Origin of the sequence: Pseudomonas lyxosi, from assembly GCF_047758685.1 — a bacterium.
Classification (GTDB): domain Bacteria; phylum Pseudomonadota; class Gammaproteobacteria; order Pseudomonadales; family Pseudomonadaceae; genus Aquipseudomonas; species Aquipseudomonas lyxosi.
Genome location: NZ_CP180481.1, coordinates 4538780 through 4563437 on the forward strand (window position 1 = coordinate 4538780; position 24658 = coordinate 4563437).

The 24658-nt window shown below is 61.0% G+C and carries 23 protein-coding genes; 13 read left to right on the top strand and 10 right to left on the bottom strand.

Annotated features, from left to right (window positions below; all coding sequences use genetic code 11):
* Nucleotides 1–25 precede the first annotated feature (25 nt).
* The 3 genes from efeB to efeU are packed head-to-tail and all read right to left on the bottom strand — an operon-like array spanning nucleotide 26 to nucleotide 3394.
* Nucleotides 26–1324, bottom strand: a complete 1299-nt coding sequence (efeB, locus tag ACMXYI_RS20900) for an iron uptake transporter deferrochelatase/peroxidase subunit (RefSeq protein WP_415768868.1) — start codon at nucleotides 1322–1324, stop codon at nucleotides 26–28.
* A gap of 16 nt (nucleotides 1325–1340) precedes the next feature.
* A complete protein-coding gene (gene efeO, locus ACMXYI_RS20905) occupies nucleotides 1341–2540 on the bottom strand; it encodes an iron uptake system protein EfeO (RefSeq protein WP_415768869.1) in 1200 nt (399 codons plus the stop codon).
* 8 nt (nucleotides 2541–2548) lie between these two features.
* Complete coding sequence (gene efeU, locus ACMXYI_RS20910) at nucleotides 2549–3394, bottom strand: iron uptake transporter permease EfeU (RefSeq protein WP_415768870.1); 846 nt, start codon at nucleotides 3392–3394, stop codon at nucleotides 2549–2551.
* Between the two features lie 277 nt (nucleotides 3395–3671).
* On the opposite strand from efeU, the gene ACMXYI_RS20915 reads away from it, so the two are divergent.
* The 6 genes from ACMXYI_RS20915 (at nucleotide 3672) to ACMXYI_RS20940 (ending at nucleotide 10473) form a co-directional block, all read left to right on the top strand.
* On the top strand, nucleotides 3672–4688 hold the full coding sequence (locus ACMXYI_RS20915) for an AraC family transcriptional regulator (protein WP_415773938.1): 1017 nt from the start codon (nucleotides 3672–3674) through the stop codon (nucleotides 4686–4688).
* Between the two features lie 211 nt (nucleotides 4689–4899).
* Nucleotides 4900–6564, top strand: a complete 1665-nt coding sequence (locus ACMXYI_RS20920; protein WP_415768871.1) for an AMP-binding protein — start codon at nucleotides 4900–4902, stop codon at nucleotides 6562–6564.
* Nucleotides 6565–6580: 16 nt separating this feature from the next.
* Nucleotides 6581–7342 (top strand): SDR family NAD(P)-dependent oxidoreductase, encoded by a 762-nt coding sequence (locus ACMXYI_RS20925; RefSeq protein ID WP_415768872.1) that lies wholly within the window; start codon nucleotides 6581–6583, stop codon nucleotides 7340–7342.
* A gap of 12 nt (nucleotides 7343–7354) precedes the next feature.
* A complete protein-coding gene (locus ACMXYI_RS20930) occupies nucleotides 7355–8548 on the top strand; it encodes an acetyl-CoA C-acyltransferase (RefSeq protein WP_415768873.1) in 1194 nt (397 codons plus the stop codon).
* Nucleotides 8549–8557: 9 nt separating this feature from the next.
* Nucleotides 8558–9685, top strand: coding sequence for an acyl-CoA dehydrogenase (locus ACMXYI_RS20935; RefSeq protein ID WP_282482859.1), 1128 nt, complete (start codon nucleotides 8558–8560; stop codon nucleotides 9683–9685).
* A 14-nt stretch (nucleotides 9686–9699) separates the two neighbouring features.
* Nucleotides 9700–10473 carry an enoyl-CoA hydratase gene (locus ACMXYI_RS20940; protein ID WP_415768874.1) on the top strand — a complete coding sequence of 258 codons (774 nt, stop codon included), beginning with the start codon at nucleotides 9700–9702 and terminating at the stop codon, nucleotides 10471–10473.
* Between the two features lie 121 nt (nucleotides 10474–10594).
* On the opposite strand, the gene ACMXYI_RS20945 is transcribed toward ACMXYI_RS20940, so the two are convergent.
* Both ACMXYI_RS20945 and ACMXYI_RS20950 read right to left on the bottom strand, forming a co-directional pair.
* A complete protein-coding gene (locus ACMXYI_RS20945) occupies nucleotides 10595–11746 on the bottom strand; it encodes an acyl-CoA dehydrogenase family protein (protein WP_059402381.1) in 1152 nt (383 codons plus the stop codon).
* 3 nt (nucleotides 11747–11749) lie between these two features.
* A complete protein-coding gene (locus ACMXYI_RS20950; RefSeq protein ID WP_415768875.1) occupies nucleotides 11750–12856 on the bottom strand; it encodes an enoyl-CoA hydratase/isomerase family protein in 1107 nt (368 codons plus the stop codon).
* A 450-nt stretch (nucleotides 12857–13306) separates the two neighbouring features.
* On the opposite strand from ACMXYI_RS20950, the gene ACMXYI_RS20955 reads away from it, so the two are divergent.
* From ACMXYI_RS20955 to astA, 7 genes are all read left to right on the top strand, one after another.
* Nucleotides 13307–14086, top strand: a complete 780-nt coding sequence (locus ACMXYI_RS20955) for a transporter substrate-binding domain-containing protein (protein WP_150657935.1) — start codon at nucleotides 13307–13309, stop codon at nucleotides 14084–14086.
* A gap of 76 nt (nucleotides 14087–14162) precedes the next feature.
* Nucleotides 14163–14888: an ABC transporter permease gene (locus tag ACMXYI_RS20960; RefSeq protein ID WP_415768876.1), complete on the top strand. Its 726-nt coding sequence runs from the start codon at nucleotides 14163–14165 to the stop codon at nucleotides 14886–14888.
* The gene (locus ACMXYI_RS20965) at nucleotides 14885–15595 is read left to right on the top strand and encodes an ABC transporter permease (RefSeq protein WP_008155279.1); all 711 of its coding nucleotides are present in this window, start codon (nucleotides 14885–14887) and stop codon (nucleotides 15593–15595) included. The genes ACMXYI_RS20960 and ACMXYI_RS20965 overlap by 4 nt, the downstream gene beginning before the upstream one ends.
* 55 nt (nucleotides 15596–15650) lie before the next feature.
* The gene (locus ACMXYI_RS20970; protein WP_415768877.1) at nucleotides 15651–16412 is read left to right on the top strand and encodes an ABC transporter ATP-binding protein; all 762 of its coding nucleotides are present in this window, start codon (nucleotides 15651–15653) and stop codon (nucleotides 16410–16412) included.
* A 12-nt stretch (nucleotides 16413–16424) separates the two neighbouring features.
* Nucleotides 16425–16904, top strand: a complete 480-nt coding sequence (locus ACMXYI_RS20975; protein WP_007974731.1) for an Lrp/AsnC family transcriptional regulator — start codon at nucleotides 16425–16427, stop codon at nucleotides 16902–16904.
* A gap of 295 nt (nucleotides 16905–17199) precedes the next feature.
* Nucleotides 17200–18138: a citrulline utilization hydrolase CtlX gene (gene ctlX, locus ACMXYI_RS20980; protein ID WP_415768878.1), complete on the top strand. Its 939-nt coding sequence runs from the start codon at nucleotides 17200–17202 to the stop codon at nucleotides 18136–18138.
* Nucleotides 18135–19169 (top strand): arginine N-succinyltransferase, encoded by a 1035-nt coding sequence (gene astA, locus ACMXYI_RS20985; protein ID WP_415768879.1) that lies wholly within the window; start codon nucleotides 18135–18137, stop codon nucleotides 19167–19169. The genes ctlX and astA overlap by 4 nt, the downstream gene beginning before the upstream one ends.
* 158 nt (nucleotides 19170–19327) lie before the next feature.
* Here the strand turns inward: astA and ACMXYI_RS20990 are convergent, their stop codons facing one another.
* From ACMXYI_RS20990 to ACMXYI_RS21010, 5 genes are all read right to left on the bottom strand, one after another.
* Nucleotides 19328–20035 carry an HPP family protein gene (locus ACMXYI_RS20990; RefSeq protein WP_415768880.1) on the bottom strand — a complete coding sequence of 236 codons (708 nt, stop codon included), beginning with the start codon at nucleotides 20033–20035 and terminating at the stop codon, nucleotides 19328–19330.
* 159 nt (nucleotides 20036–20194) lie between these two features.
* Nucleotides 20195–21373 (bottom strand): MFS transporter, encoded by a 1179-nt coding sequence (locus tag ACMXYI_RS20995; protein WP_415768881.1) that lies wholly within the window; start codon nucleotides 21371–21373, stop codon nucleotides 20195–20197.
* Nucleotides 21374–21389: 16 nt separating this feature from the next.
* Nucleotides 21390–22847, bottom strand: a complete 1458-nt coding sequence (locus tag ACMXYI_RS21000) for an MmgE/PrpD family protein (protein WP_415768882.1) — start codon at nucleotides 22845–22847, stop codon at nucleotides 21390–21392.
* Entirely contained in the window at nucleotides 22844–23731 is an 888-nt protein-coding gene (locus tag ACMXYI_RS21005) for a polysaccharide deacetylase family protein (protein ID WP_415768883.1), read from the bottom strand. The genes ACMXYI_RS21000 and ACMXYI_RS21005 overlap by 4 nt, the downstream gene beginning before the upstream one ends.
* Complete coding sequence (locus tag ACMXYI_RS21010) at nucleotides 23724–24572, bottom strand: polysaccharide deacetylase family protein (RefSeq protein WP_415768884.1); 849 nt, start codon at nucleotides 24570–24572, stop codon at nucleotides 23724–23726. The genes ACMXYI_RS21005 and ACMXYI_RS21010 overlap by 8 nt, the downstream gene beginning before the upstream one ends.
* Between the last annotated feature and the right edge of the window lie 86 nt (nucleotides 24573–24658).

The window sequence follows — 24658 nt, forward strand, 5'->3', positions numbered from 1 at the left end:
GGCACGGTTCCGTGTTGGGGGTTGGTTATGCGGTGGCTTTTGGTTTTGTGGCCTCAAGCAGCGAGCGACCGATGAAGTCCTTTTCATCCGTCACGCCTGGCAGGGTGAAGAAATACCCGCCGCCGAACGGTTTGAGGTATTCCTCGAGCGGCTCGCCGTTGAGTCGGGTCTGAACGGTGATGAAGCCTTTTTGCAGATCCGCCTGATAGCAGATGAACAGCAGCCCCATGTCCAGCTGACCGTTCTTGTTCACGCCGTTGGAGTAGTTGAACGGCCGGCGCAGGATCAGGTTGGCCTGTGTCGCGGCGGTGCGCGGGTTGGCCAGGCGGATATGCGCGTCGAGCTTGGTCAGCTTACCTTCAGGGTCCTTGGCATAGTCCGGGACCTGGGTTTCATGCTCGCCGCCCATCGGCGCGCCGGTGCTCTTGACCCGGCCGAGAATGCTTTGCTGTTCCTGCAGCGGAGTGCGGTCCCAGCGCTCGACGAAGTTGCGGATGATCCGCACGGCCTGATAACTGCCATTGGCCGCCCAGGCCGGTTCGTCACTGCCGGGCTGGACCCAGACGATGCTGTCCATGGCCTTGGCATCGTTGGAACTCGGGTTGGCTGAGCCGTCACGGAAACCCAGAAAGTTGCGTGCACTTTGCGCGGGCACACCGGGTTTGGCCGGGGCCTGGGGCGGCACGCTGCCTTCCTGTTTCCAGCGCACCAGGAGCAAGTCCGGCAGGTTTTTCACGATGTCGCGCAGGGCGTGGATGTTGGTGTCGGTGGTGTTGGAGCAGAACTGCAGACTGAGGTCGCCGTGGCAGCAATCGGCTTCCAGCGCATCGTTGGGAAAACCGACCATACGGATCAGCCGCTTGGGTTTGGCGGCGCCCAGGCCGAAGCGCTCATCGAACAGCGATTCGCCCACCGAGACGGTGATGGTCAGGTTGTCCGGCGTCACCACCGGGCCGAGAATTCCCGAATCCACCGGCGGCAGTTTCGGATCGACCTGCGTGACCGGGCCGCCTTTCATCAGAAATGCAATGCGCTCGTTGAGGGTGCGAAACAAGCGCTCCAGGTCTTCGCGGTCGCTGGCCAATACATCAAACGACACCAGCATGCCGCAGGCCGGGCGTGGGGTGACGATGCCGGTCTGGTGTTTGCCGTGGAATGCGTGGCGGTCTTCGGTCTTGTCGCTGCTCGGCGCTTCGGTCACTTGCGCCGGGCTGGCAGCCATGGCCGGGCAACTGAGTGCGGTTCCGGCCAATACCACGCCAGCGGCACCCATGCCCATCAATACCCGGCGACGCTGGAGGTTGAATTGCTCTGAATCGTTCATCGGTTTGTTCTTCTGCTTACAGGCCGGAAAGGCCAAGGGCGGGATCGATTTCATCGAGTGCGTCGGCCAGAACCTTGGCCTTGTCGGCGATCTGTTTGCGCTGCCCGGCACTGACGCTGTCGTAGCTCGCATAGCCTTCCTTGACCTTGAAGCCATTGAGCTCGGCGTCGAGGGCGGTGGCGGCGTTGTCGATCTTCGGCAGCAGTTCGGCGGCGGATTTGCGCAGTAACGGACGCAACAGGTCGACGACTTTACGGGTGGCATCGAGGTTGGCGGCAAAACCGTTCAGGTCGGTGTGGCTGTAGCGTTCTTCTTCACCGCTGCTGACGCGGACATCGCCCATGCTGTTGAGATTGCGCACCACAATGCTCACCAGTTGCTCAGGCGGTAGTGACTGAGCCAGCAGTTGCTGTTTGAGCGTGGTGGCATCGGCGATCAGACGCTGGGCGACGGGCGTCAGACCGTCGAGCGTGCGTTGCTGGAACAGCGCGTATTCGATCCGGTGGAAACCGGCGAAGCCTGGGTCCTGCTCGCGTTTCTCAAAGTAATCGGCGCGGGCGTTGATCGTGTTGTCCAGCTCGGCCAGACGCTGGGCGGCCGGGGCGATCCGTTGATACGCGGCGCGAGCTGGCACGTACAAGGCTTGCGCCTGGCTGAGGTCGCCGGCTTCGATGGCGTGTTCAAGGGCGGTGACGGCGTTGATCAGCGCGCTGCTCTGAGTGCTCAGGTAAACGCGGAATTCCGACAGTGGGCCAACAAAGGCCACCATCGACGGTTTGGCCTTGGCCGCCGCGTCTGAAGCGGCGGTCGGGCTGACGTGCAAGGTGCCGCGTGGATTGCTCAGCAGACCGCATGTGATCGCATAGTCACCGGGCAACAGGTTGGCATTGATCACCTGACTCAGGCCGGGCGCGATGTTTTCCCGCTCTTCGACCACCAGTACACCGTCGAGAATTTCCCATTCAACGGCCCGGTCCGAGCGATTGACGACACGGAAGCTGGCGCGACCGGCCGGGACGCTCAGTGCACTCGGCTCGCAGCTGTGCGGGTGGATGGTCACCAGCACTTCGTCATGGTTGGCCTGGCGCTTGGCGGCGGCCATTTTCGAGGCGTAGTAGAACAGGCCACCGGCGGCGATCATCACGATCACCGAACCGGCCACCGCCCAGCGCAAGGCGCGGGGAGGGGAGGCCTGAGGAGCGGCTTGATTTGGCATGGGGGCCCTTACTGAATGGAAACGGAAGAAGATTGCTTGGCGGATGCAGGCGCAGGCGCAGGGAGAAAAAACATCACCAGCGCCACCACCAGATAAATCAGATACGCCCCGAGGGTGCTGACCGTAGGCGCGTCCTGGTAACCGAACATTCCGGCCAGCACCGATCCCAACGGGCTATCCATCGGCAGCGTCGCGCTGAAGTCGAAGAGTACGGTTTGCAGGTGATTCCACACGCCGGCTTCATGCAGCGCTTGTACGGAGTTGGCGAGGATTCCGGCAGCCACCACCAGAATGAACAATCCGGTCCAGCGGAAAAACGCGCCGAGGTTCAGGCGCATGCTGCCGGTGTAGATCAGAAAACCGACGATGATCGCCAGGATCAGGCCGAGCAGGGCGCCGATCGGTGCCGCCGGGCCTTCGCTCTGCTGGAACACCGCGAGCAGGAAGAACACCGTTTCCAGGCCTTCCCTTGCTACGGCGAAAAACACCATGGCGATCAGCGCCGTGACCTGGTGTCTGGAACCGGTCAGCGCGTGATCGAGAGAAGCGTGCAGCGACTGTTTGATCGAACGCGCAACTTTGCGCATCCAGAACACCATGGAACTGAGAATGCCCACGGCGACCAGGCCGACCACCCCTTCAAACAGTTCCTGTTGTTTTTGCGGGAACTCGGCACTGACCAGTTCCAGGCCACCGCCCACCAGCAAGGCCAGGGCTGCGGCGAGGAAAACGCCGATCCACACCGCCGGCATCCACTGGCCGCGACCGGTCTGCTTTAGGTAGCTGGCGATGATGCCAACGATCAGCGCGGCTTCAATGCCTTCGCGCAGCATGATCAGAAAAGGAACGAGCATTCAGCACCGGGGCGTCATTAGATAGGGTGCTAATTTGTAACATAATGACACTCATTCCCAAATGCCAGTCATTGACATTTAGCTGAACCTAACCTGAACAGAATCTCTTCTGCACGGATCGTTCCCACGCTCTGCGTGGGAATGCAGCCCGGGACGCTCCGCGTCCCGAGAGCGGACGCAGAGCGTCCATTGAGGCATTCCCACGCAGAGCATGGGAACGAGAGTGGATTCAGCTAATATGCCCCACTTCAAACAGGAACAAGGCTTGCCTCGGTCAATGTCGGAAAAAGACACCATCTCCATTCAACTGGTGCGCGAAGCACTGCTGCAAAGCTGCGCCCCCGGAGCGACCACCGATGAGGTGTTGAACAAGGTCGGCATCGATCCGGCGCTGCTGCAAACCACCACTGCCCGCGTGCCGGCCACCGCTTACGCAAGGCTGTGGCGCTTGCTGGCTCGGCGCCGGGACGATGAGTTCTTTGGCATGGACCCGCGCAAACTCAAATCCGGCAGCCTGGAGTTTCTCTGTCGCTGCTCCATGGTCCAGCCGAGCCTGGCCGCCGGCCTGACCTCGGGTTTGAGCTTTCTGTCGTTGATGCTCGAACACCTGCCCGCGCAGTTGGTTCGCCAGCAAAGCCTGGCCGAAATCGTCCTGCTCGAAGACGACCAGGACCCGCGCCGCGCCTTCACTTATTTCACGTACTGGATGATCGTTCACGGCGTTGCCTGCTGGCTGGCGGGGCGGCGGATTCCGATCCTGGCCATCGAGTTGCGCTGCCCGGCACCGGACTTCTGCGATGACTATCAGGTGATGTTCTCCGAGAACCTGCGTTTCGAGCGGCCGCGCACGCGGATGATTTTCTCCGCCGAGTGCCTGGACTTGCCGATCAAGCGCAACCCGGAAGAACTCAAGCGCTTCCTGGCCCAAGCGCCGGCCAATATTCTGGTCAAGTACCGCGACCCGGAGAGCCTGGCCAGCCGGATCAAGCACGATTTGCGGCAACTGCCCGCCGAACACTGGCCGGAAACCGAACCCCTGGCGCAACAGCTGTGCATGTCGGCTTCCACCCTGCGTCGGCGCCTGGCCGAAGAAGGTCAGACTTACCAAGGGCTCAAAGACAGTGTGCGCAAGGAGCTGGCGATTGTTTGGCTGGCCGAGCCTGCCATCAGCTTTGCCGAGATCGCCACGCGACTGGGATTTGCCGATACCAGCTCGTTCTACAAGGCGTTTCGCAAGTGGTCGGGCTCAAATCCCGGGCATTACCGCAGCCTGATCCTGAACGAAGCCAGCTAGACACCGATCGTTCCCACGCTCTGCGTGGGAATGCCTCAACGGACGCTCCGCGTTCGGCTTTTTGGGGCGCAGAGCGTCCCGGGATCATCTTGGCCAAACCAGTCACGCAACTTGATAGCTTTGACCATTGTCCCGCGCCCCGCGCAGAGCGAGTATTTCCCTGTTAATCGAGGTTCCCCCAGCCTAATAAAAATACAAAGGGATTCTGGCAATGCGCGATTATTTGTCTGCTACATCACAGTTCAATTATCAGCACACCGTCGACGCCGCGCTCGCGGGCGATTTGACTGCCCTCAATGCCTGTGTCGAGTGTTGCGACCGGCATGCCTTGCCGGGGCGCATCGCGCTGTTCTGGGAAGGCCGCGATGGTGCCAGCGCGACCTACACCTTCAGCGACTTGCAGGACAAAGCCGCGCGGTTCGCCAATTTCCTGCTGGCCCAAGGCGTGAAAAAAGGCGACAAGGTGGCCGGTCTCCTGCCACGTAACATCGAATTACTGATCACCGTCTTCGCCACCTGGCGCATCGGCGCGGTCTATCAGCCGCTGTTCACGGCATTCGGCCCGAAAGCGATCGAACACCGCCTCAGTTCCTCTGGCGCCAAAGTGGTGGTCACCGACGCGGGCAATCGTTCCAAGCTCTCTGAAGTCGCCGACTGCCCGACCATCGTCACCGTCGCCGGCCCCAAAGGCCAAGGCATCGTCCGCGGCGATTACAGCTTCTGGGCCGAACTGGCCAATTATTCTCCTGTGTGCGAACCGGTCCTGTTGACCGGCGAAGACCCGTTCCTGCTGATGTTCACCTCGGGCACCACCGGTCCGTCGAAAGCGTTGTCCGTACCGCTCAAGGCCATCGTCGCCTTCCAGAGCTACACCCGTGACGCCGTGGACTTGCGCCCTGAAGACGCCTTCTGGAACGTCGCCGATCCGGGTTGGGCCTATGGCATCTATTTCGGTGTCACAGGTCCCATGGCGATGGGGCATCCGATCACCTTTTACGATGGCCCGTTCACCCTCGAAAGCACCTGCCGGGTGATCAACAAATACGGGATTACCAACCTCACCGGTTCGCCGACGGCCTATCGCCTGTTGATCGCGGGTGGCGACGAATTCGCCCGCTCGATCAAGGGCAAGCTGCGCATCGTCAGCAGCGCCGGCGAGCCGCTGAACCCGGAAGTGATTCGCTGGTTCGCCGACAACCTCGGTGTGGTGATTCATGACCATTACGGCCAGACCGAACTGGGGATGGTCCTGTGCAATCACCATGGCCTGGAGCATCCGATCCACATGGGCGCCGCCGGTTTCGCTTCACCGGGCCACCGCATTGTGGTGCTGGATGACGAGTACAAAGAACTCGGCGTCGGTCAGCCGGGCATTCTGGCCATCGATCGCACCCAGTCGCCGATGTGCTGGTTCGCCGGTTACGAAGGCGCACCGACCAAGGCCTTCGTCGGCAACTATTACCTGAGCGGTGACACCGTCGAGTGGAACCCGGACGGCAGCATAAGCTTCGTCGGTCGCAGCGACGACGTGATCACCACCTCCGGCTACCGGGTCGGCCCGTTCGACGTGGAAAGCGCGTTGATCGAACACCCCGCCGTGGTTGAAGCGGCCGTGGTCGGCAAGCCCGATCCGGAGCGCACCGAACTGGTCAAAGCCTTTGTCGTGCTCAGCGCGCAATACCGTGCTGCGCCGGAACTGGCCGAAGAGCTGCGCCAACACGTGCGCAAACGACTGGCCGCACACTCGTACCCCCGTGAAATTGAATTTGTCAGTGAATTGCCGAAAACCCCTAGCGGCAAATTGCAGCGCTTTATCTTGCGCAACCAGGAAATCGCCAAGGCTCAAGAGGCCGCCGCGAAGAACGTTTCAGCTTGAATCCAAGGAAACAATGATGCAGATCGAAAACAAGGTTTTTCTCGTCACTGGCGGTGCGTCCGGCCTCGGTGCGGCCACCGCTGAAATGCTGGTCGCGGCCGGCGCCAAAGTCATGCTGGTGGACATGAACGCCGAGGCCGTTGCGGCCCAGGCTGAACGTCTCGGCGCGCAAAGCGTGGTGGCGGATATCAGCAACGAAGCCGCGACGGAAGCTGCTGTGCAGGCGACTGTCAAAGCTTTCGGTGGCCTGAATGGTCTGGTCAACTGCGCCGGCATCGTGCGCGGTGAGAAGATCCTCGGCAAGAACGGCCCACACGTGTTGGCCAATTTCAGCCAGGTGATCAACGTCAACCTGATCGGCAGTTTCAACATGCTGCGTCTGGCCGCTGCGGCAATCGCCGAAACCGAAGCGGATGCCGATGGCGAGCGCGGCGTGATCATCAACACCGCCTCGGCCGCAGCCTATGACGGCCAGATCGGCCAGGCCGCGTATGCCGCCTCCAAAGGCGCGATCGTCAGCCTGACCTTGCCCGCCGCCCGTGAACTGGCGCGCTTCGGCATCCGCGTGATGACCATCGCCCCGGGCATTTTCGAAACCCCGATGATGGCCGGCATGACCCCGGAAGTCCGCGCGTCCCTGGCCGCTGGCGTGCCATTTCCGCCACGTCTGGGCAAACCAGGCGAGTATGCCGGGCTGGTCAGGCATATCATTGAAAACAGCATGCTTAATGGCGAGGTGATCCGTCTCGACGGTGCCTTGCGCATGGCCGCCAAATAAGGAGGATTTGTCATGACTATTTCCAACGATCCCATTGTTATCGTCAGCGCCGTCCGCACCCCGATGGGTGGTTTCCAGGGCGAACTGAAAAGCCTGACCGCACCGCAACTCGGTGCTGCCGCAATTCGCGCCGCCGTTGAACGCGCCGGTGTGGCGCCGGACTCGGTTGAAGAAGTGCTGTTCGGTTGCGTCCTGTCCGCCGGCCTCGGCCAAGCCCCTGCGCGTCAAGCCGCATTGGGCGCAGGGCTGGATAAATCGACTCGCTGCACCACTCTGAACAAAATGTGCGGTTCGGGCATGGAAGCGGCCATTCTGGCCCACGACATGCTGGTGGCCGGCAGCGCCGACGTGGTTGTCGCCGGCGGCATGGAAAGCATGTCCAACGCCCCGTATCTGCTGGACCGCGCCCGCAGCGGTTACCGCATGGGCCACGGTCGTGTGCTTGATCACATGTTCCTCGACGGTCTGGAAGACGCTTACGACAAAGGTCGCCTGATGGGCACCTACGCCGAAGATTGCGCTGAAACCAATGGTTTTACCCGTGAAGCCCAGGACGCGTTTGCCATTGCCTCGACCACCCGCGCGCAGCAGGCGATCAAGGACGGCAGCTTCAAAGACGAGATCGTGCCGCTCACCGTGACCGTCGGTAAAGAGCAAGTGCTGATCAGCAACGACGAACAGCCACCGAAAGCCAAACTGGACAAGATCGCCTCCTTGAAACCGGCGTTCCGCGAAGGCGGCACGGTGACGGCGGCGAACTCCAGCTCGATCTCCGATGGCGCCGCGGCACTGGTGTTGATGCGCCGTTCCGAAGCTGAAAAGCGCGGCCTGAAACCGCTGGCAGTGATTCACGGTCACGCGGCGTTTGCCGACACCCCGGGCTTGTTTCCGGTGGCTCCGGTGGGCGCGATCAAGAAACTGATGAAAAAAACCGGCTGGTCCCTGGACGAAGTCGATCTGGTCGAAGTCAACGAAGCCTTTGCCGTGGTCAGTCTGGTCACCATGACCAAACTGGAAATCCCCCACGAGAAGGTCAACGTTCACGGCGGCGCTTGCGCCCTCGGCCACCCGATCGGTGCATCTGGCGCGCGGATCCTCGTGACCTTGCTCTCGGCCCTGCGCCAGAAAGGCCTGAAACGCGGCGTTGCAGCGATCTGCATCGGCGGCGGTGAAGCCACGGCCGTGGCCGTTGAATGCCTGTATTAAGGAATCACTATGCTCCCGACTGACGAACAACTTCAGATCAGCGACGCGGCCCGGCAGTTTGCCCAGGAACGGCTGAAACCGTTCGCCGCCGAGTGGGACCGCGAGCATCGCTTCCCCAAGGAAGCCATCGGCGAGATGGCGGAACTGGGCTTCTTCGGCATGTTGGTGCCGGAAGAGTGGGGCGGTTGCGACACCGGCTACCTGGCCTACGCCATGGCCCTGGAAGAAATCGCGGCCGGCGACGGCGCCTGCTCGACCATCATGAGCGTGCACAACTCGGTGGGTTGCGTGCCGATTCTCAAGTACGGCAACGACGACCAGAAAGAACGCTTCCTCAAACCTTTGGCCAGCGGCTCAATGCTCGGGGCTTTTGCCTTGACCGAACCGCAGGCCGGCTCCGACGCCAGCGGCTTGAAAACCCGCGCGCGTCTGGAAGGCGATCACTACGTGTTGAACGGCTGCAAACAGTTCATCACCTCCGGGCAGAACGCCGGGGTGGTGATCGTGTTTGCCGTGACTGATCCGAGTGCCGGCAAGCGTGGCATCACGGCGCTGATCGTGCCCACCGATTCACCGGGCTACAAAGTCGCGCGGGTCGAAGACAAGCTCGGCCAGCACGCGTCCGACACCTGCCAGATTCTGTTTGAGGACGTGAAGGTGCCGGTGGCCAACCGGTTGGGCGAGGAGGGCGAAGGTTATCGAATCGCCCTGGCCAACCTCGAAGGCGGCCGCGTCGGCATCGCTTCGCAATCGGTGGGCATGGCCCGTGCTGCGTTCGAAGCGGCTCGCGACTATGCCCGCGAGCGTGAAAGCTTCGGCAAACCGATCATCGAGCATCAAGCGGTCGCGTTCCGCCTGGCGGACATGGCAACCCAAATCGCCGTCGCCCGGCAGATGGTGCATTACGCGGCGGCGTTAAGAGACAGCGGTAAACCCGCCTTGGTCGAAGCGTCCATGGCCAAGCTGTTTGCCTCGGAAATGGCCGAGAAGGTTTGCTCCGCAGCCTTGCAAACCCTCGGCGGTTACGGTTACTTGAACGATTTCCCGCTGGAGCGGATCTACCGCGACGTGCGGGTCTGCCAGATCTACGAAGGCACCAGCGATATTCAGCGCATGGTTATTTCGCGCAATCTTTGAGAAGGAAAACACTTGTGAGCTACGAAACGATTTTGTTGGAAACCCATGGTCGTGTCGGCCTGATTACCCTGAACCGCCCGAAGGCGCTGAATGCGTTGAACGCGCAGATCGTCAGCGAGCTGAATCACGCCCTCGATAGCCTGGAAGCCGATTCGAACATCGGCTGCATCGTGCTGACCGGCTCGAAAAAAGCCTTCGCGGCCGGTGCCGACATCAAGGAAATGGCCGAGCTGACCTACCCGCAGATCTACCTCGACGACCTGTTCAGCGACAGCGATCGCGTGGCTAACCGCCGCAAGCCGATCATCGCCGCGGTCAACGGTTTCGCCTTGGGCGGTGGTTGTGAACTGGCGCTGATGTGCGACTTCATCCTGGCCGGCGACAACGCCAAATTCGGTCAGCCGGAAATCAACCTCGGCGTACTGCCGGGTATGGGCGGCACCCAGCGCCTGACCCGCGCGGTGGGCAAGGCCAAGGCCATGGAAATGTGCCTCAGCGGTCGCTTGATCGATGCGGTGGAAGCGGAGCGTTGCGGGATTGTGGCGCGGATTGTTCCGGCTGATGAGTTGCTGGAAGAAGCGTTGAAAGTCGCGGCGCTGATTGCCAAGAAGTCGTTGCCGATCGCAATGATGATCAAGGAAAGCGTCAACCGCGCGTTTGAAGTGAGCCTGTCGGAAGGTGTGCGCTTTGAGCGTCGGGTGTTCCATGCGGCGTTTGCGACGCAGGATCAGAAGGAAGGGATGGCGGCGTTTATTGGTAAGCGTGAAGCCGAGTTCGTCGGTAAGTAACCCACACTGATCGTTCCCACGCTCTGCGTGGGAATGCATCCTGTGACGCTCTGCGTCACGCTTGAGAAGGGACGCGGAGCGTCCCGGGCGGCATTCCCACGCGGAGCGTGGGGACGATCATTTAGACCAGGTAATGCTTCAACTCCCGAGCAATCACCATCCGCTGTATCTCGCTCGACCCTTCATAAATCTGTGTAATCCGCGCATCCCGGTAGTAACGCTCCACCGGGTAATCCTCCAGATACCCATACCCGCCATGAATCTGCATCGCCGACGAGCACACTTTCTCGGCCATCTCGGATGCAAACAGCTTCGCCTGTGAGGCCTCCGACAGACACGGCTTACCGGCACTGCGCAACCGCGCAGCATGCAGGATCAGCAGTCGTGCCGCGTTCAACCGGGTGTGCATGTCGGCCAGCATGTTGGCGATGCTCTGGTGCTCGATGATCGGTTTGTCGAACTGCACCCGATCCCGCGAATAGGCCAGCGCCGCTTCAAACGCCGCGCGGGCAATGCCCAGCGCCTGCGCCGCGATGCCGATGCGGCCGCCTTCAAGGTTGGAGAGGGCGATTGCCAAACCTTTGCCGCGCTCACCCAGCAGGTTGGCTTCGGGAATCGTGCAGTTGCTCAAGGTCACCGCGCAGGTATCGGACGCGCGAATACCCATTTTGTGTTCGGTGCGATCAACGATGAAACCCGCTGTATCGGTCGGCACCAGGAACGCCGAGATGCCGCGTTTTCCCAGGTCCGGATCGGTCACCGCAAACACGATGGCCAGTTTCGCCCGTTTGCCGTTGCTGACGAATTGCTTGGCGCCGTTGATCACCCACTGGCCGTCGCGCAGTTCGGCGCGGGTGCGCAGGTTGTGGGCTTCGGAACCGGCCTGGGGTTCGGTCAGGCAGAAGCAGCCGATGGCCTGGCCGCTGGCCAGATCCGGCAGCCAGGTCTGTTTCTGTTCTTCAGTGCCGTAGTTGAGGACCGGACCGCAGCCCACGGAGTTGTGAATGCTCATCAGTGCGCCAGTGGCGCCGTCACCGGCCGAAATCTCTTCCACGGCCAAGGCGTAGGCGACGTAGTCGACATAAGTGCCGCCCCATTCCTCGGGCACCACCATGCCCAGCAGCCCCAGTTCACCCATCTTCGCCACCAGACCGTCGTCGATCCAGCCGGCCTTTTCCCAGGCTTGTGCGTGGGGCGCGATTTCGCCGCGGGCAAAGTCCCGGGCCATGTCGCGGATCATGACTTGTTCTTCGCTCAATTCGATATCGTGCATGGCTCAGCTCCCGCTTTGGTCAAAACCGGTGAAGAAACTCGCGACGTGCTCGGCGTCCAGCGCCTGCAAGGTCGGCGGGTTCCAGCGCGGTTTCTTGTCTTTGTCGATCAGCAAGGCGCGCACGCCTTCGATCAGGTCGCCGCGCTCGAACCACTGACGGTCCAGGTGCAGCTCAAGGGCGAAGCAGTCTTCCAGACTCAAGTGCCGACCACGACGGAGCATTTCCAGGGTCACACCCATGGCCAGCGGTGAACGGCTTTCCAGCAGGTCGGCGGTGGTCGTGGCCCACTCGTGGCTGTCGGCGACCGTTACTTCACGCAGTTGCTCAACAATACTCGGCACATCGGGCAGGGCGAAGAAGTGATCGATGGCCGGGCGCAACGCCGCCAAAGGTGGTGCCGGCAATTGTTGCACGGCGAGTTTCGCCAGCAGACCTTGAAGGTCCTTCAACGGCGTTTCGTGCCATTCGAGCTGATCGAGTTGCTCGTCCAGGGTGCCCAGCCTGTCGCTTTCCAGGTACCAGTCGGCCAGGCCGCAATAGAGCGCATCGGCCGCACGGATTTGCACACCGCTGACGCCGAGGTAAATACCCAGTTCACCGGGAACCCGCGGCAGGAAATGGCTGCCGCCGACATCCGGGAAATAACCGATCGCCACTTCCGGCATCGCCAGACGGCTTTTCTCGGTGACCACCCGCAGGTCGGCGCCTTGTACCAGGCCCATGCCGCCGCCCAGGACAAAACCGTCCATCAAGGCGAGCACCGGTTTGCGGTAATGGTGAATCGCGAGGTCGAGGGCGTATTCCTCGACGAAGAAATCTTCGTGCAGCGTGTCGCCGTTTTTGAAGCTGTCATACAGCGAACGGATGTCGCCGCCGGCACAGAACGCCTTCTCGCCAGCACCGCGCAACACCACCGCGTGCACGTGCGGATCCAGCGCCCAGGCGTCGAGTTGACGCTGCAGATTGCGCACCATGTTCAGGGTAATGGCGTTGAGTCCGGCGGGGCGATTGAGGGTCAGGTGACCGATGTGGTTGCGAACCTCGGCCAGCACTTCGTTTTGCATGGCATCCATGGACGAAGTCCCCTTCGATGAAACCTGAGCAGTCATCACTAACTCCCTGCTTTTATTGTTCTTTATAGAGAAGCTCGCGCGCGAGCGATGCTGGATCGTAACAGTGCAAATTTGTGATGTACAACCGGCATATGTGCAGCTCTCGTCTGCATTTTTGTAATGCTGGCGCAGAATTCCTCTGCGAAAACGGCCGCGGGCCGGGCTCACGACAGATTCGGCTGTCAAAACAGCCTTATCAGCGCAATCCGGGTGTCTACACCGGCCCGTACGACACCTGCACCCGATCATCTGTTGGCATTCTTGCCTCGGGTTTGAAGCCGTCTGTGCCGAGGGTTTCAGGCCGGGTGCCGCTGTGTGCGGTCCCACCGTGCAAAACAATAAGAAACGCTGTTGCGGTGTTAGCCGCATCGACTCTCTGTTCCTGCCCATAAAGGTGGCCTGGTTAGCCTGGCCGCGATAACTCCAAACAAATCGGGATTCAAGAAGATGAAGACTAGATGGCTGAGCTTGTCGGTACTCGCATTGCTGTGCTGCACCACGGGCGCCAGCGCCAAGGAGTGGAAAGAGTTGCGATTCGGCGTCAACCCCAGTTACCCACCCTTTGAATCCACCACCGCCGATGGCGGCGTGCAGGGCTTTGGCGTGGATTTGGGCAACGCGATCTGCGCCGAATTGAAGGTGAAATGCGTGTGGGTCAGCAATGACTTTGACGGACTGATTCCGGCGCTCAAGGCCGGGAAGTTCGATGCCATCGAATCGTCGATGACGGTGACCGATGCGCGTAAAAAGCAGATCGACTTCACCGATCGCCTGTACGCCGGGCCGACCGCCATCGTCACTCGCAAAGATTCCGGGCTGTTGCCCACCGCGGAGTCGCTGCAGGGCAAGACCATCGGTTACATGCAGGGCACGATTCAGGAAACCTACGCGAAGGCCAAACTGGCACCCGGCGGCGTGAAACTGCGGGCCTATCAGAATCAGGATCAGGTCTACGCCGACCTGGTATTTGGCCGTCTCGACGCCTCGATCCAGGACAAGATGCAGGCGCAGATGAGCTTTTTGACCTCCCCTCAAGGCGCTGACTTCAAGAACAGTGAAGGCATCAGCGACCCGTTGGTGCCATCCGACATCGCCATCGGCGTGCGCAAGGACAACGAAGAACTCAAAGGCATGCTCAATGCCGCCATCAAGGCCCTGCATGACAAGGGTATCTACGCGCAGATCCAGCAGAAACACTTCGGCGATCTGGACCTCTACAACTACTGATCCTCGCGCCCCGAAGGCTGCGTCCTGGTAACAGGCGCAGCGCTTGCGCGCGGGCGCCTCAAGACAGGTGACTGACGTGAACTCCTTCCTGAATCTGATCGGGGTCGATCTCTCGGCCCTGCAAGGCTATGGCCCTTTGTTGCTGCACGGCACCTGGGTCACTCTGAAATTGTCAGCGCTCTCGCTGCTGGTGAGCATGGCGCTGGGCTTGTTCGGGGCTGCGGCGAAACTGTCGCCGCTGAAGCTGTTGAACCTGCCGGCGACCTTCTACACGACGCTGATTCGCGGTGTGCCGGACCTGGTGCTGATGCTGCTGATTTTCTACAGCCTGCAAGGCTGGCTGAGTAGCCTGACCGAGGCCATGGATTGGCCGTACATGGAAATCGACCCGTTCGTGGCCGGCGTCATCACCCTCGGCTTTATCTACGGCGCGTATTTCACCGAGACCTTTCGCGGGGCGATTCTGAGCGTGCCGCGCGGCCAGCAGGAAGCCGCCGCGTGCTTTGGCTTGAACCGCTGGCAGCGGTTTCGCTTCGTGGTGTTCCCGCAAATGATGCGTTTCGCCTTGCCGAGCCTCGGCAATAACTGGCTGGTGCTGCTCAAGGCCACGGCGCTGGTGTCGATCATCGGTTTGTCGGACCTGGTCAAAGTCGCGCAGGAAGCCGGCAAAAGCACTTTCAATATGCTCGATTTCCTGCTGCTGGCAGCGGCGTTGTACTTGCTGATTACCAGCGCGTCCAACTACGTTTTGCGCGTGCTGGAACGGCGCTATAACCAGGGTGTGCGGGGGATGGCACGATGATTGAGTTGATTGCCGAATACTGGAAACCCTTTCTGTTCAGCGACGGCTATAGCCTCACCGGGTTGGCCATGACGTTGTGGCTGCTGGTGGCGAGCATTGTGATGGGGTTCTTCCTGTCGTTGCCATTGGCAATCATGCGCACTTCGCGTTGGGGCCTGCTGCGCTGGCCGGTTCAGCTGTTCACCTATGTGTTTCGCGGTACGCCGCTGTATATCCAGTTGCTGATTTGCTACAGCGGGATCTACGGCATCGCCGTGGTGCGCTCGCAACCATTGCTCGAAGCATTCTTTCGCGATGCGATGAATTGCACCTTGCTCGCGTTCACGCTCAACACCTGCGCCTACACCGTGGAAATCTTCGCCGGGGCGATTCGCAGCATTCCCTACGGTGAAATCGAGGCCGCCCATGCGTATGGCTTGAGTGGCTGGCGCCTGTACCTGCGGCTGATTCTGCCTTCGGCGTTGCGCCGGGCACTGCCGTATTACAGCAACGAAGTGATCCTGATGTTGCACGCGACTTCAGTGGCGTTCACCGCCACCATTCCGGACATCCTCAAAATCGCCCGGGACGCCAACGCCGCGACCTTCATGACCTTCCAGGCCTTCGGCATTGCCGGCCTGCTGTACCTCGCGCTGTCGTTCGGCCTGGTCGGAGCCTTCCGGTTGGCAGAGAAGCGCTGGCTGAGTTTTCTTGGCCCGACTCACTGAATCCCATTTTCTATCCAGAGCGGTGCCGTTTGCGCGCCGTTCCAGGAGTGCTGACATGTACAAACTCACGGTTGAAAATCTGTATAAGCGTTTTGGTGACAACGAAGTGCTCAAGGGTGTCTCGTTGAATGCACGGGCAGGCGATGTGGTGAGCATGATCGGCGCCAGCGGTTCGGGTAAAAGCACGATGCTGCGCTGCATCAACTTTCTGGAGCGCGCAGATGAAGGCGCCATTGAACTGGACGGCGAGCGCGTCATCACCCGCCCGGGTGCCGGGGGCATGCGCGTCGCTCATCCGGCGCAATTGCAGCGTTTGCGCACGCGCCTGGCGATGGTGTTCCAGCATTTCAATCTGTGGAGCCATCTGACGGTGCTGGAGAACATCGTGCTCGCGCCGTGCAGGGTGCTGGGAATCAGCCGCAAGGCTGCGGAAGAAAGTGCGCGGGCCTATCTGGACAAGGTCGGTCTGCCGCAACGAGTGGCCGATCAATACCCGGCGTTTTTGTCCGGCGGACAGCAACAGCGGGTGGCAATCGCGCGTGCCCTGGCGGTGGAGCCGGAGATTCTATTGTTCGATGAGCCGACCTCGGCACTCGATCCGGAATTGGTGGGTGAGGTGCTGAAGGTAATTCAGGCGCTGGCGGAAGAAGGCCGTACCATGTTGATGGTGACCCACGAGATGGGGTTTGCCCGGCAGGTTTCCAGCCAGGTGTTGTTCTTGTATCAGGGAAAGGTCGAGGAGCAGGGTGACGCTACGATCCTCGACCAGCCAAAAAGTGAACGTTTGCAGCAATTTCTATCGGGCCGTTTGAAGTGAGGCAAGACGTACATGGCGGATATCCGCGATCTGTCGATCGTGCTTGATCGTATCGATCAGGCAATCATCGAAGTGCTGCGCCACGAAGGGCGCATCACTTATCAAAAGCTTTCCGAGCGTGTGCACCTGACGCCCAGGCCGTGCCTGGAACGGGTGCGTAAACTCGAACAGCTCGGGGTCATTCGTGGGTATGGCGCGATTCTCGATGAAAAGAAACTGACGCCGGGTTTGTCGTTGCTGGTGTTGGTGGCGTTGTCCAACCAGAGTGGGCGGGCGGCGCAAAAGGCGTTCGAAGCCAAGGTCCGCGCCTGTCCGCAGGTGCTGGAATGTCGGTTGATCAGCGGTGCGTTCGACTACAGCTTGCGCATGCGTTGCCGGGACATGGAGCACTATCGGGTGCTGACCGAAGTCTGGTTCGATGATCCGGATTTGCACATCGACAAGTTGGTCAGCCATCCGGAATTGGCGATGGTCAAGACCACGATGGAATAAAACTTCACCCGGCCCTGTAGCAGCTGCCGAGCCTGCGAGGCTGCGTTCGGCGGCGCAGCCGTCGTAAACCCTGCATGCACGGCCTACCTTATACACCGCACCGCTTGATTTCACGACGGCTTCGCCGCCGAACGCAGCCTCGCAGGCTCGGCAGCTGCTACAGACCTTCGCCGAATCGGCTGAGCGATTCAGAATCTTCAGCCGTTTCCATCACAACCAACCCCCTTATCAACCGGGTTTTTCCGGCGCCGAAACAGACAATGAGTACCTCTCAACCCTCATTGAATCTGTATCCATGCAAACCACCAATACTGTTTTGATGATTCGCCCGACACGTTTCTCCTTCAATCAGGACACGGCGGCGAACAACCGTTTCCAGCAGCCGGCCGACGTCAGCGAAGACGTTCAGCAAAAGGCCCTGCAAGAGTTCGATGGCTACGTTGCCGCGCTGCGTCACCACGGTGTCGAGGTCATGGTGCACAACGACCGCGAAGCACCGCACACCCCGGATTCGATCTTCCCCAACAACTGGTGGAGCAGCCATCCCGACGGCACATTGGTGCTGTACCCGATGCAGGGCCACAACCGGCGTCTGGAGCGGGACAAAGGCGTGCTCGACTGGCTGCGGGACGAGTACCGGGTGGAACAGTTGCTGGACCTTTCCAGCCTCGAACAGCAAGAAGTGTTCCTCGAAGGTACCGGCAGCATGGTGCTGGATCGTCAGCAGCGGATTTGCTACGCCGGTTATTCCACCCGCACCCATGCCCGTGCCCTGGACCAGGTGGTCAGCCATTTGGGTTACGAGCTGTGCGCCTTCAATGCAGTGGACCGCCAGGGTGTCGCGATTTACCACACCAACGTGATGATGAGTGTCGGCACGCGCCTGGCCGTGGCTTGCCTGGCGTCGGTCACGCACCCGGCCGAACGCCTGGCCCTGCGTTCGCGACTGGAAGACAGCGGTAAAAAGGTCATCGCCCTGAGCTGGGAGCAGCTGGAATCCTTCGCCGGCAACATGCTGGAGGTCCACAACGCTGCGGGCGAACCCTTGCTGGTGATGTCGCGCACGGCCTGGCAATCGCTGGATGCCGCGCAACGTCGTTTGATCGAAGCCCACGCCATGCCGCTCCCCGTCAATATCGACACCATCGAGCGCATCGGCGGCGGCAGCGCGCGCTGCATGTTGGCGGAAGTCTTTCTAACCAAACGTCTGGCTACCCAGGAGCAAGCACGATGATCGTTCGTCCAGCCACACCGGCAGACCTGCCGGCCTTGTTAGCCCTGGCCCATAGCGCCGGAACCGGTTTGACTACCTTGCCGGCCGACGCGGGGCGTCTGCGTCAGCGTCTGGAATGGGCGGCGAAAACCTTCGCCGGCGAGGCCGAACGCGCCGATGCCGATTACCTGTTTGTGCTCGAGAATGACCAGCATAAAGCCATCGGCATTTGCGCACTGGCCGGTGCCGTCGGCCTGCGCGAACCCTGGTACAACTATCGACTGGGCCTGTTTGTCGCAGCCTCGAAAAACCTCGGGATCAATCAGCAGCTGCCGACATTGTTCCTCGGTAACGACATGACCGGCCATTCGGAGCTGTGTTCGCTGTTTCTGCATGCCGATCACCGCAGCGGTCTGAACGGGCGCTTGCTGTCCAAGGCGCGGTTCCTGTTTCTGGCGGAATTTCGTCAGCACTTCGGTGAAAAGGTCATCGCCGAGATGCGCGGCTACTCGGACGAAGAGGGCGTTTCACCGTTCTGGGAAGGTCTGGGCCGGCACTTCTTCAAGATGGACTTTGCCGATGCCGACTACCTGACCGGGCTGGGTAACAAGACCTTCATCGCCGAGTTGATGCCCAAGTTTCCGCTGCCGACCTGCCTGTTGCCTGAAGCGGCGCGAACGGTCATCGGTCGCGTTCACCCCAATACCGAACCGGCGCTGGGCATGCTCAAGGCTGAAGGATTTGAACACCGCGACTACATCGACATCTTCGACGGCGGCCCGCTGATCGAATGCGCCACCGGGGACATCCGTGCGGTGCGTGACAGCCAGGTGCTGCAACTGAGCATCGGCACACCGGGGGAGCAGGCGGCGAGTTACCTGATTCATAACCGCCAGTTTGCCGAGTGCCGGATTACCGCGGCACCGGCGCGGGTGGCTGCTGGTACGTTGATAGTCGATGCACAAACCGCGAAGAGTTTGGGGTTGAGTGCAGGGTCTTCGGTTCGAGCGGTAAGTTTGGCAGTACCTGAAAGGCAATTATCTGCGGCCTGAATTTGTAGCAGCTGGCGAAGCCTGCGTTCGGCTGCGAAGCAGTCGTGAAACCTGATTGCACGGTATTCCTGATACACCACGCCGCTTGATTTCACGACGGCTTCGCCGTCGAACGCAGCCTCGCAGGCTCGGCAGCTGCTACAAGGACCGTGGCGCTGTCAGGTTCTGCCTCGAAGGACTTCACCGATGCTGCGCCGTTTGGCATGCAACTCACTGGCATGGATCAGCTGTTCGAGGTCTTCAGGGGTGACGTCAAAGAACGCCTCCATGTCCGCCAGGGCCAGTTTCAGGTCCTGCGCGGTGATAGCCTGGCTGTCGATCGGCGGATTATCGGCCGGCACTATGCCCACTGGTTCGCCGGCGCGTTTTGGGTAACGAATGCGCGTCAGGTTGTTGTAGGCCAGGGCGCTGAGCAGCATGGTCGATCCGCTGAGCATCACCGGGCCGAGGGCTTTCCAGTCCAGGGCAATGGTCGCCGGGTCTGCCAACACCAACAGCAGCGCCAGCGCCCCGGCCGGAGGATGCAGGCAACGCAACCAGCACATCAGAATCAGCGCCATTCCGGCCGCCAGGCAAGCGCTGCCAAGGGTTCGTCCGAGCACGTGAGCGACCAGTAGCGACACCACCCCCGCGCTGAGGTAGCCGCCAAGAATCGACCAGGGCTGGGCGAGGGCGCCGGAGGACACTGCGAACAGCAACACGGCGGATGCGCCCAGCGGACCGATCAGGTGCTGCGCTACTTGCATGCCGAATACCTGGCTGCAGAGCCAGACACTGAACATCGTGCCCAAGGACATGCCGATCGCGGCGCGGCTCCATTCGGAGGGGCGGGTGTTGATGGCGGCGGGAAACCAGCGAGCGAACATGAGGCAGACGATCCGTTGAAAAAAACCGAGGCAAAAAAAAGGCTTAGCTGGGAAACCCAGAAAGCCCTTGAAGTTGTTCCAACTATTGGGGGAGGAACGAGCACAGTGTGCCGTTCATTCCTGATGCTGACAAATTCATATTAATGCAGTTTTAGTGCATTAATTTTGCTGTAACGCCACCCGACGACCGCTCATGAAACACAGGAAACCACCCATGGCAGTCAGCGCGCTCAGGGCATAAAACATCGTTGGCGCGGGGGTGTGCATCAGCAGGAAACCGCAAATCACCGGGCTCAGGGCACCGCCGAGGGCCGCGAGGTTTTGCGCGCCGTAATAGCTGCCGCGCAGTTCTTCCGGGGCCAGGGTGTCGACGAAGAGGAATTCGGCGGGGTAAATGATCATTTCACCGAGGGTGAAGATGAACATTGCCACGCACCACGACACCAGGCTGTCAGCCAGGCTGAAGCCGATCAGCCCGACGATGAACAGACTGGTACCGCCCGCGATCCAATAACGCAATTGTTCGCGCTTGAGGAAACGGCCGATCTGGTATTGCAGCAGGATCACGCTGATCGCATTGCAGGCGAGCAGGGCGGCCATGGTTTCCAGTGCCCGCTTGGAATCGTGGGTCACCAGCAGGTATTGCGACAGGTACAGGGTGAAACGGCCATGGACCACGGTACTGAGCAGGCAGCCGCAGGTGAACATGATCAGCGTGCGGTCATTTTTCAGGGTGATCAGCGTCTTGAGAAAACTCGCGGGTTGGCCAATCGCGGGTGTCTGGGCCGAGTCCTTCGGTATCCCGATCATCAGGAAAATACTGAAGAACGCGATGCCGCCAGCGATCAGGAACGGTGCAATCGGATACACCCCGGCAATCACCACGCCCAGCATCGGGCCGGTGGCGTAGCCGATGTTGGTCAAGGTGTAGCGCAGGGAAAACGCCTTGGCGCGCTGGCCCATGGGCAGGTTTTCACTGAGGATCGCCTTCGAGCCGATCAGGAACAGCGCCGAGGCGGTTTCGGTGATCACCAGGGTGGCGGTGGTCAGGTAGAGGTTGTCGGCGAAGGTCAGCAGCACGAAGCCGATGGCGCTGGAGAGCATCGCGAGGATCAGCAGCCGGCGCTTCTCGAGGCGGTCGATGATGTAACCGCCGTAGAGCGCGAGCAGGGTGGCGATGAACACCGCGATGCCCAGCAGCAAGCCAACGTCCTGTTGGTTGAGGCCGAGTTTGTTGCTCAGGAACAACGTCAGCAGCGGGCTGGTGATGGCGCGGCTGACGACGATGGTCAGCGAAACGATCATCAACCGGCGGATAACGAGTGAGTAAGTGGCCACGGTGGTGCAAATATCCTTATTTAATGATCTCTGACTGATCGTTCCCACGCGCAGCAAAGGAATGCCTCAATGGACGCTCTGCGTCCGCTTCTGGGACGCGGAGCGTCCCGGGCTGCATTCCCACGCGGAGCGTGGGAACGATCAGTGCCTCGACAGATTCCAGCTCTTCAACCCGCCACAACTGCTCAAGCAGTTCTGCCGCTTGCCGCCGCGGCATCACCCGCACCGCCAGACTGAAAAACTTCTCCTTCAACGCCGCATCATTCAACGGATTGCGCGGGGCACCCAGCGGCGGGTCGACACACAGGCTCGCCTGCCGACCGTCTACGGTCCGCACGCTGACGATTGGCTCGCCATCCTCTGACAGTTGCGGGTCCACTTCAAGACGGATGCGCGACATCCAGTGAGCAATCCGTGGATCGCTCCGTTGTTCATCGTCATAAGCCTCCAACCGGCAATGACCCTGCACCAGCCGGGCGGCGAGGGCATACGCCAGGCTCATCTGCGCCGCCGCCAACGTGCCGACATCGCGTCCGCCGCACATGTTCTGAAGAAACCCGCACAACGACACCCGGACATCCTCGACCTGATCCGCGCTGACCTGCAGTTGATCCAGCAACAGCCCCAGCGCATCAATGGCTGAATGCGTTCCTCGGCACGCCGCATAAGGTTTGATCGAACAGCGAGCGAGTTTCCATACGACGCCCAGATCGGCATCCAGCGCGTCAGGTTGTGCAGCCTCACCGGCGAGGGTTTTCAGAAACCCGCCCCAGACATCGTCGAACAACTTCGTCGGCCCGGTGATGCCTCGTTGGGCAAATCGCGCCGCCAGCAATCCACCCTCGGCGGCACGACCGCTGTGAAGTTTTTTGCTTTGCGAACCGTCGTGGATAAATGCCCACAGCCCCCCACTGAAACTGCCGGCAATGCCCAGCGCCGATACGGTTTGCGCGGTATCCAGTCCGAGAATTCGCGCACTGGCCGCCGCCGCACCGAACACGCCGCAGGTGGCGGTGGAGTGCCAGCCGGCGCCGTTGTGGGCCGAATAACTGCCGCAGGCTTCGAGCACCCGACGGCCGATTTCGTAGCCGATTACCACAGCCGTGATCAACTCCCGGCCATTCACCGGTTTTCCAGACATCGACACCGCCGCCATGACGGCCGGCAGCACAACCGCGCCGGAATGGTCGCAGCCACCGGTGTCGTCCAGTTCCAGGGCATGGGCGGCGACACCATTGAGCATGGCGGCCTGAGCCGCGCCGGTGCGCTGATCGGTGCCCCAGATCAGCGTGCTCCCGACTTCACCGTCGAAGACCTGCCGTGCCTGCTTGGCTACCTCGCTACCAGCCCCGGCCAACGTCGCGCCGAAGGTGTCGAGTATGTGCCGCCTGGCTTGTGCCACCAGTGCGGGCGGCAAGTTTTCGAATCGGGTATCGACGCAGAACTGCGCCAGCCGTTGCATCCGCTCACTCATGAAAGGTAATCCCGATAATGCCGCTCATACACCGCCGCCGGATGGTCCTCGGTCACCGGCAGCGCCGATTCAGCCCACCATTGAGCGACGTCGGCCCCCGTGGCGATCCACACGTCATCGTGCTGTTGAATCCCCTCAAGCAACTCGCGCAACACGCCAATCCGCCCAGGTGTCGCAATGATTTCCGGATGCAGCCGCAGCACATAACACAAGCCAAACCGGTGAAACCCGGCGAAGTCCATTTGCAGGTTGCCCAACGTGTGGCTGTAAGAGGCGATCCGCGATTGCGCCGGCGGCACGGCCGGGCTGAGGTTGAAGGCGAAGTAGGGTTCGTCTTCCAGCTCGTAGTGCAACGGCAACTCAATGACTTCGGGTGCCGTCGGATGAGCGAATGGCAAATCATCACCGCGCCACGACGATGACCAGCGAATGCCGTGATCCTTCAACGCCTCGATGAAGCCCGGCGCACCGTTGCCGGCCGGGATGCGAAAGCCTGTTGGACGCTGGCCAGTCAGCGCGGTCAACGCCTCACAGCCTTTGGCAATCTCGGCGCTTTGCTCGGTGAGGCTCAGGGTGTCGTAGTTCTGATGGCGATAACCGGCGCAGGCGATCTCATGTCCGCCAGCCTGGATTGCCCGAATGTGCTCGGGGTTTTCCTCGGCGACGATACCGGGCACAAACCAGCTGGTGGAAACCCCCAATTCTTCGAACAAACCGAGCAAACGGTCGACGCCGCGTTGGGTGCCATAGCGCCAGACCGACAGCGTCTTGTCGCGCCCGGCAACCTCCGGAGCCTGAGTGAGGATGCCGTGGATGTCGTTGTAATCGACGGTCAGTACCACGGCGCAGCGGTAGCCTTTGGGCCAGACAGTGGAATCAGCCATGGTGATGCTCCTTCAGCCACCACTGGGCGACATCGCGGCACGTGGCGAACCACACGTCATCGCGCTGGCGCATGTGTTCGAAGAGTTTTTCCAGCAACAGGATGCGTCCCGGTTTGCCGGTGATCTTGGGGTGGAACAGGGTGGTCAGGCACAACCCTTCGTTCATGGCGCCGTCGTACTCGCGGCACCAGTTATCGAGGGTCAGGGCGTAGCTGGCGGTGCGGTCCAGCCCGGAAGGAAAGTCCGGCGCGCGGGTGTAGGCGAGGGAGGCGTAGTCGTCCATTTCCCAGCGACCGGGGATTTCCACCAGCGGTGTTTCGTGGCCCGGCACTTTCACCAGGTACGGCCGGTCATCACCGCGCATGCTGCTGGAGTAGGTCACGCCGGCTTCCACCAGCATCGCCGGGGTTTCGGCGCGCCAGTCGCCGGATGGGGTGCGGAAACCTTCGGCGCGGATGTTCAAGTGCTTCCAGAACACCTCGCGGGATTTCTTCATCACGTCCTTTTGCTGGTCCAGCGTCAGGGCGTAAAAGGATTCGTGTTTGTAGCCGTGGTAGGCCACTTCATGCCCGCGCTCGACAATCGCCTGGCACTGTTTCGGCCAGTTCTCCACGACCCAGGCCGGGACGAAGAACGTCGTCGGGATTTGGTACTCGTCGAGCACATCGAGGATTCGTGGCAGGGCGCGGTAAGGGCCGTAACCGCCGAAACCGAAGTACTCGGGTTTGCGCCAGATCGAGCCGTTGAGCATGGCATCGCCGGTCGGGCCGTCGAGGTCGAAGGCCAGGGCGAGGCAGGCTTTGTGCTGGTCGGGCCAGGAGGGTTGTGGCGAGGAGGACATCTTGGGCACTCCATTGAACAATAGGTCTGAAGCAACCACTCCCGTAGGAGCATGGCTTGCCCGCGATGGCGTTCTCAGGTGCGCCA

Excerpts from the sequence above, each read along its gene's own strand:
- efeB (WP_415768868.1), bottom strand. The coding sequence starts at position 1,324 with ATGAACGATTCAGAGCAATTCAACCTCCAGCGTCGCCGGGTATTGATG.
- efeO (WP_415768869.1), bottom strand. The coding sequence starts at position 2,540 with ATGCCAAATCAAGCCGCTCCTCAGGCCTCCCCTCCCCGCGCCTTGCGC.
- efeU (WP_415768870.1), bottom strand. The coding sequence starts at position 3,394 with ATGCTCGTTCCTTTTCTGATCATGCTGCGCGAAGGCATTGAAGCCGCG.
- ACMXYI_RS20915 (WP_415773938.1), top strand. The coding sequence starts at position 3,672 with ATGTCGGAAAAAGACACCATCTCCATTCAACTGGTGCGCGAAGCACTG.
- ACMXYI_RS20920 (WP_415768871.1), top strand. The coding sequence starts at position 4,900 with ATGCGCGATTATTTGTCTGCTACATCACAGTTCAATTATCAGCACACC.
- ACMXYI_RS20925 (WP_415768872.1), top strand. The coding sequence starts at position 6,581 with ATGCAGATCGAAAACAAGGTTTTTCTCGTCACTGGCGGTGCGTCCGGC.
- ACMXYI_RS20930 (WP_415768873.1), top strand. The coding sequence starts at position 7,355 with ATGACTATTTCCAACGATCCCATTGTTATCGTCAGCGCCGTCCGCACC.
- ACMXYI_RS20935 (WP_282482859.1), top strand. The coding sequence starts at position 8,558 with ATGCTCCCGACTGACGAACAACTTCAGATCAGCGACGCGGCCCGGCAG.
- ACMXYI_RS20945 (WP_059402381.1), bottom strand. The coding sequence starts at position 11,746 with ATGCACGATATCGAATTGAGCGAAGAACAAGTCATGATCCGCGACATG.
- ACMXYI_RS20950 (WP_415768875.1), bottom strand. The coding sequence starts at position 12,856 with ATGACTGCTCAGGTTTCATCGAAGGGGACTTCGTCCATGGATGCCATG.
- ACMXYI_RS20955 (WP_150657935.1), top strand. The coding sequence starts at position 13,307 with ATGAAGACTAGATGGCTGAGCTTGTCGGTACTCGCATTGCTGTGCTGC.
- ACMXYI_RS20965 (WP_008155279.1), top strand. The coding sequence starts at position 14,885 with ATGATTGAGTTGATTGCCGAATACTGGAAACCCTTTCTGTTCAGCGAC.
- ACMXYI_RS20970 (WP_415768877.1), top strand. The coding sequence starts at position 15,651 with ATGTACAAACTCACGGTTGAAAATCTGTATAAGCGTTTTGGTGACAAC.
- ACMXYI_RS20975 (WP_007974731.1), top strand. The coding sequence starts at position 16,425 with ATGGCGGATATCCGCGATCTGTCGATCGTGCTTGATCGTATCGATCAG.
- ctlX (WP_415768878.1), top strand. The coding sequence starts at position 17,200 with ATGCAAACCACCAATACTGTTTTGATGATTCGCCCGACACGTTTCTCC.
- astA (WP_415768879.1), top strand. The coding sequence starts at position 18,135 with ATGATCGTTCGTCCAGCCACACCGGCAGACCTGCCGGCCTTGTTAGCC.
- ACMXYI_RS20990 (WP_415768880.1), bottom strand. The coding sequence starts at position 20,035 with ATGTTCGCTCGCTGGTTTCCCGCCGCCATCAACACCCGCCCCTCCGAA.
- ACMXYI_RS21000 (WP_415768882.1), bottom strand. The coding sequence starts at position 22,847 with ATGAGTGAGCGGATGCAACGGCTGGCGCAGTTCTGCGTCGATACCCGA.
- ACMXYI_RS21005 (WP_415768883.1), bottom strand. The coding sequence starts at position 23,731 with ATGGCTGATTCCACTGTCTGGCCCAAAGGCTACCGCTGCGCCGTGGTA.
- ACMXYI_RS21010 (WP_415768884.1), bottom strand. The coding sequence starts at position 24,572 with ATGTCCTCCTCGCCACAACCCTCCTGGCCCGACCAGCACAAAGCCTGC.